Source organism: Oligella ureolytica DSM 18253 (assembly GCF_000373745.1).
GTDB classification, from domain to species: domain Bacteria; phylum Pseudomonadota; class Gammaproteobacteria; order Burkholderiales; family Burkholderiaceae_B; genus Oligella; species Oligella ureolytica.
This window is the reverse complement of the sequence record NZ_KB892341.1, coordinates 1-5915: the sequence shown is the minus strand read 5'-3', so window position 1 is coordinate 5915 and position 5915 is coordinate 1. Positions and strand designations below refer to the sequence as shown.

Here is a 5915-nt window from a genome sequence, read left to right as displayed (position 1 = left end):
GATTCTCTGACTTCATCTCTGTACTCATGGTCAAATTTTCTCCATAATATCAAATTAAGACCTGAGCAGGTTTTTACTGGGTCATTACATTTACGTCACAGATTTTTATGCAATGGGCAGAACGACACGGCATTATGATTGATTTTATTGAACCTGGTTGCCCTTACCAGAATGCCTATATCGAGCGATTTAATCGAACCTATCGCGAAGAAGTGTTGAATATGCACCTCTTCAGTACACTAGAGCAGGTTCGTTGGTATACNNAAGAGTGGATAACCATTTATAATACCGAAAGACCTCATGAGTCGTTGGAACGCTTAAGTCCTGTTAACTACAGGCTGAGAGCACATTCTACTTTCGGGCTGTGTTAAGAATGGGGTAGGTTCAGTTCCTTTCGCGCCTCGGAAACTAGCCGCTCCTCAGCGTAAAGCTTCTTAAGCTTCGCATTCTCTTCCTGTAGGCGTTTTAGCTCATTGAGCATTGACGAGTCCATGCCGGCATATTTGCTACGCCATTTGTAAAAAGCAGATTGGCTCATGCCGTGCTCACGACACAAATCAGCAACGCTCACGCCGCTCTCATGCTGTTTAAGAATAGATAAGATTTGTCGCTCAGTAAATTGTTTTCTACGCATGAAAAATTCCTTTAAATTTAACAAATAGTTAAACGAAATTTTCCACTCATCGGTGTTTCAATTTTAGGGGAGTATTACCGATTGAATTTAGAAGCGTCGACTTTTTTGCGGGGCGAAGCTTTTTAATACGTTCTGCGACATACAACGTAAGCTCGGATGGGGTCCCCACATTTGACGCAACAGGTGCTCGCTTCTGTGGATACTGCTCCTCTTCCTCTTTTCGGGCGAGCTGGATAAGTAATTGCGCCAATCTGAATTTGTCTCTATAGCTCAAGCCAACCACCGCCTCAGAAAGCTCGTTGTATGTCATGTCCGTGTCTTTCATTACAGTATTTCCATCTGGCTAACGCCTTGCTCACCGGTAAATTAGGAGCGCAGCGAGTAATTTATCCGAGTGCAGCTTTTTGTTAGGCATGGCTAGATCAAGGACCTCAGCTTAAGCAGCACTTCTTGTATTTTTTCCCGCTTCCACATGGGCACTTTTCATTGCGCCCAATCTTCTTAGATTTCCTAGTTACTGTTTCAAAGTTAACCTTCTTTTTTCCTTTCAACGATTGCGGCTTAGGAAGATCCTTAGTCATCTCATCCATTTCATCTGACTGCTGCCATTTGAAATCGCTATTAACGCCAAATCTCAATCTTTGGGAGCTGGCACCAATACACACACCGAACCATTGGTTAGCCTTCTGATCATACTTCCTTAGCTCACAATGACGCTCCAATCGCTTCGCAGCCTCGGCGTCCGAGTTATCATTACAATGAATAGTAAGCCCCATCCTGCCTTCACTAATGCCAAGCGTTAAATCATGATGCTTACCATCTTTTTTCCCCAGCTCAACTAGTTTCGATATTCCGTCATTTATCATTTCGATTGTGTCGCCACTAAGTGTCAACAGCATAAATCCGAAATCTATAGTGGCTGGATGGTCACGTGTTTCAATGTCCTTGATCAATTTATCGAAGTGCGTTCCTTCGTACTTTGTCAATATCCCATCTGGAGTCTCGCTACCAGGAATGCCATCCCGCCTTGCCAGCATTGCAAGATCTAGATCAGCGCAGATGTCATCTCCTAGCTGCATCATTGTATACTCCCCATCCATCCAAAGATTTTGTTTTAGATGGTATGACAAGATTGTTAGCTCGTGCGTGGATAATATTTTATCGCCATACAGCGTTCTTCTATTGACGTAGCTTAGAAAATGTAAAGGAGAATTCAGCATCTCCGTGACGACATCCAAGAAGAAGACATCCATCACAAAAGCTGGCTTGATCACATCAGTAGGCTTTTGCTCGAGGAACTGCCTAGCTTGAAATGACAAAGCTGGATAATGATCAGAAACCACGCAGAAAGGATAAATCTCCTTGAACTCTCTGTTAATCGCTATTTCATTAGCCTGTTCATCGAAAAGCTTGTAGTTACTATCATTCAAATAATTCGAGCATGAAAGGGCTTGATCATATGCATCTTGCACAGCCTTCTTGAAGTCGTCCTTTAGAGATAAGTCATTCCCTTTGCGAGCAGCTATAGTTAGCTTTTTTGACTTTGCCTGCAACACTATTGCTCTGTTTGCAAACACAACAAGCACATCTATTTCACCGGCTTTATTGTTCTTATCATCTACTATATCAACGTTTTGAAAGACTCGCTTTTCTCCGAAAACACGCTTAAGCCGTCTGCTTGAAAATTCTTCTGTAAACTCACCACGATGACGCATCGCAATATTTTTATACGATGCATCCGAATTGAACCAGAAAAATGGTGTCTCGTAGAACGCCTCTACCAAACTGTAATTTTGAAACAATAGATATTTATCTTCTTGCAGCTTTATGATTGGATAGGCGTTTATCGGATTAAAGTCGTCCAAGGACTTAAAATCGCTCTGCCCAATTGGTGAAACAAACGATTCAATAATATTTTTAACAATCTCTGCATCCAATTCGGACTTCTCGACTATTTCTCCTAAGGAAAGGGTATAGGCCTCAAAGACAGTCCATTCATCTGGATGTTTATCAATCAGACTAACAAAGACATCATTAATCTTATCGCTCTGTAAAGCCTGAATTGACAAAATGGCGGAGATGGCTTGCTCTAGTGAATAGCCTTTGTTTTCAATCAGCCATGCACTATCTTTTCTATACTTATCTTTTGCTAAGTCTCTATACTGAAAGTGATATGCTGATTCACCACCATAAAAAATTGATTCTCTTAATAAGGCGCCAGAGGTGAAGGGGTTAAAGTTATCATCCCCAATTTTAGTAGGGTCAAATACCTCTTGCATTGGCGGCATCATGGATTGATGCAATTCGTGAAGTAGAGCATCAGTTCTACTAACATACTCTTGCATCAGATCTGGCGAAGGCAATGTTTCATCTATATCCTTTTTACATGCCAGTCCAATTAGTGTAGATATTTCTTTTCTTACCAAACGCTCCATTGAGAATTGTTGCAATACGTCTTCAGGCTTCACTTCATCGGCGTACCTGATGGTATTATCTCGAAAACAGAAATATGCGATTGCGTGAATGTAGCCAGAAGATTGACAAAGATCCTCTAGTTCTTTGAATACGTCGCTTTCATTTCTAGCTTTTTTATTTAGCGGCATTCACCACTCTCCAGATTGCATTGCCTAACGTTTGGTTAAGGGGCCGGCTTTAGCCGGTCCCGAGTGAGCGAAGCGAACGACTTGAACCAGTTGTTAGACGCTGCTTGCACGATAATTTCGAGTTCATCACTGTGCTAGGACATTGAAGCTGGATATTTGGTTTTCTATTAACTTGTAGTTTGGTTCACCGCTAAGCACGGTGTGCTCCAAGCTAATTATCAGGGTTGCGGATGTGCGATACACAATGTACTGCGCCCGCGAAACTTTAAAGCCCTTAGAGTTGTAAGATATGCTTTCAGTCCTAACTGCTGGAGTGCCTTTGAATGTGCCTGTGCCGGACTGCGATGAAATTAGCCTGATTCCAGAAGCTCTCATGATTTCATTTTGTCTTTTGGAGAGTTCATCTCCTAGAGTGTTAATATCTGAAACTGTCAGGCCATCAAATTCTTCTTTTGTTAGCTCTGGAGGTCCGACCATGACTCTTGTTAGGAATGCTTCATTGCTCTTTTCTTTGTAGATCATGAAAGGAGTGGCGATATCCTTTAGATCGACATCGAGCTCTACTTTTGCCGTGTTAGCGATTTTGCCCGCTTGCTTCATTAGCTCGGTCGCATGAGAGCTAGATACAACGCGCCAGTCTCCTGGTACGGATATTTCATAAAGCCCGTCGAATCTATAATTTTCAGCGTGTGTGATGGCTGGGTATGAGATCAATATGGCTATTGCTATGAGTAGTTTTCTCAATTTTTTATCTCTTAATGATCTTAAAGTGCGCTCAGCGCGATTTCTTTGCAGTGTCTAACGCCCCAAGCAGGGGCATATTTTGCGTTTTGAGCGCAGCGAAGCAAAATATGTCCGCTGCCTTGGTTTGTTAACTGCTCTGAATCTTAGCCCACAAATATTTGTGAGGCATAAAAAGTATGTAAAAAGCCGCAAGCGGAAGTTTCCAGCCTCGAATACTGGACCCTACGTTGATGATGCTGACTTCATCATGCCTTGCATCTACTGTTATCTTATTTGACCGTGCCCAGTCTATCTTGAAATAGATTTCATGCTGGCCATCTGGAAGCTCAAAACTGACAGACTCACCATCTCCGACTTTACCAATCAACTTGGAATTACAGTAGATCTTGTATTTTCTGACTCTATCGGCATAGCCAGAATCCCTCTGTACTACAAGGTTGTTCATGCCATCTCCCTTCAAATATAGCGTACATTATGGTTGCAGCCAGTTAACATGTATTAGATCGCCTTCCACATAAGCCAATCATCGTGAAGGCGGTATAACCCGATGCGACTAAATTTTGATTGCCCGATTGTACTATAGGGATCAACCCGTTACAAGACCATACTTTTTGGTAGATTATTTTCGCTTGACCCGCCTTGTCTTCACCAGTAAGATACTGTTTATCCATACAGCAAAAGGAAATTGCTATGCCCCAGACACCCAAGCCTGCACCCAAGCTACGCGATCAGCTGCATGCAATCATTCGTACCAAACATTACAGCCTGCGTACTGAAAAANCCTACTGGTACTGGATACGCTATTTCATACGCTTTCATCGACTCCNCCACCCCCGCGACATGGCCGAAGCAGAAGTCGCTCAGNTTCTGACCTGGCTGGCGACACACAAGAACGTGGCGGCGGCCACCCAAAACCAGGNGCTCAATGCGCTGGTATTTCTTTATAAACACGTTTTACAACAGCCTTTGCAGCATATCGACGGCATTGCCCGTGCTAAAAAGCCACGCAAGCTGCCCGTGGTGCTGTCCCATGAGGAAGCCATATCCGTCATTGCCCAGCTGCCTCCCCCGCATCGGCTGATTGCTTCGCTCATGTATGGGGCCGGTCTGCGTGTCAGCGAAGCCTGCCGTTTACGCATCAAGGATGTGGATTTTAATCTGCACAGGCTGGTGATACGCAGCAGCAAGGGTGGTAAGGGTAGTCACCCCATTACTGCTGTAGTAGGTGTCTCTCTTTAATAACATCTAAAACCTAAAATCATGGCTTAAGCATTTGTATACTTCTCAAAATCACTTGTCCAACTAGGGTTGAAGATTTGAGTGAATTTTGACGAAAGCTTTTCTACATACTTACGCTCTATAAGATATGAACCAAACAAGTAAAAATTTACTTTTAAAACTCTAAACTTTATTATGAGTTACTAAACGTGGAGTATTTTTGATATTGACACCCAACGACTTCGAAGATACTCAACCATCCTTAACTTGCTCTTGGGTAGTAGATTGTCGCAATAACGTAAAGTGGTGGATAGAGTGCTCTAGCCTTGATCTAGGCGTTCTGATTGAGGGGTACAGTTATACCCAAAAAACTTTTCTTGTTTTCTGAAACAATAAAATTGACAATAGAATTCATTTGAGACTTTTGCATAAAAACGGTTAAATAGCGCTTTTTTGTTCTACTTGGAAATTTTTTGATTTTTTTGGAAATTTTCGACAAATTTCACCCCGCTTTTATCGATAAATGCCTGTTTTTTTGGCATTTATCTGCCTAATTCTGCCTTTTAGGCAAAATTAGGCGCAACTATCCTAAGCTTATTGGCAGCTTTTAAACAATTGATGCAAATCGCTTTCAAAAGCGACTGCGCATGCACCTTGACGAGACCAAAATAGCTTGCCCGCTTATGTTTGAATTTACGGTGCAGCGTGCCGAAACT

The 5915-nt window shown here is 42.5% G+C and carries 4 protein-coding genes and 2 pseudogenes; 2 read left to right on the top strand and 4 right to left on the bottom strand.

Annotated features, from left to right (window positions below; translation table 11 throughout):
* Window positions 1–110: 110 nt before the first annotated feature.
* Window positions 111–371, top strand: a pseudogene (locus B092_RS14400) (integrase core domain-containing protein); the annotation flags it as partial.
* 17 nt (window positions 372–388) lie between these two features.
* Here the strand turns inward: B092_RS14400 and tnpA are convergent.
* From tnpA to B092_RS0111640, 4 genes and pseudogenes are all read right to left on the bottom strand, one after another.
* Window positions 389–634 (bottom strand): annotated as a pseudogene (gene tnpA / locus B092_RS0111660) (IS66 family insertion sequence element accessory protein TnpA); the annotation flags it as partial.
* Window positions 635–1065: 431 nt separating this feature from the next.
* Entirely contained in the window at window positions 1066–3237 is a 2172-nt protein-coding gene (locus B092_RS0111650; RefSeq protein WP_018575409.1) for an SEC-C metal-binding domain-containing protein, read from the bottom strand.
* A 126-nt stretch (window positions 3238–3363) separates the two neighbouring features.
* Window positions 3364–3981 carry a hypothetical protein gene (locus tag B092_RS0111645; protein WP_018575408.1) on the bottom strand — a complete coding sequence of 206 codons (618 nt, stop codon included), beginning with the start codon at window positions 3979–3981 and terminating at the stop codon, window positions 3364–3366.
* Between the two features lie 127 nt (window positions 3982–4108).
* A complete protein-coding gene (locus tag B092_RS0111640) occupies window positions 4109–4426 on the bottom strand; it encodes a hypothetical protein (RefSeq protein ID WP_018575407.1) in 318 nt (105 codons plus the stop codon).
* A gap of 245 nt (window positions 4427–4671) precedes the next feature.
* On the opposite strand from B092_RS0111640, the gene B092_RS14395 reads away from it, so the two are divergent.
* Entirely contained in the window at window positions 4672–5220 is a 549-nt protein-coding gene (locus B092_RS14395) for a phage integrase N-terminal SAM-like domain-containing protein (protein WP_018575406.1), read from the top strand.
* The last annotated feature ends 695 nt before the right edge of the window (window positions 5221–5915 follow it).

Coding starts and splice junctions, on each gene's coding strand:
- B092_RS0111650 (WP_018575409.1), bottom strand. CDS start 3,237: ATGCCGCTAAATAAAAAAGCTAGAAATGAAAGCGACGTATTCAAAGAA.
- B092_RS0111640 (WP_018575407.1), bottom strand. CDS start 4,426: ATGAACAACCTTGTAGTACAGAGGGATTCTGGCTATGCCGATAGAGTC.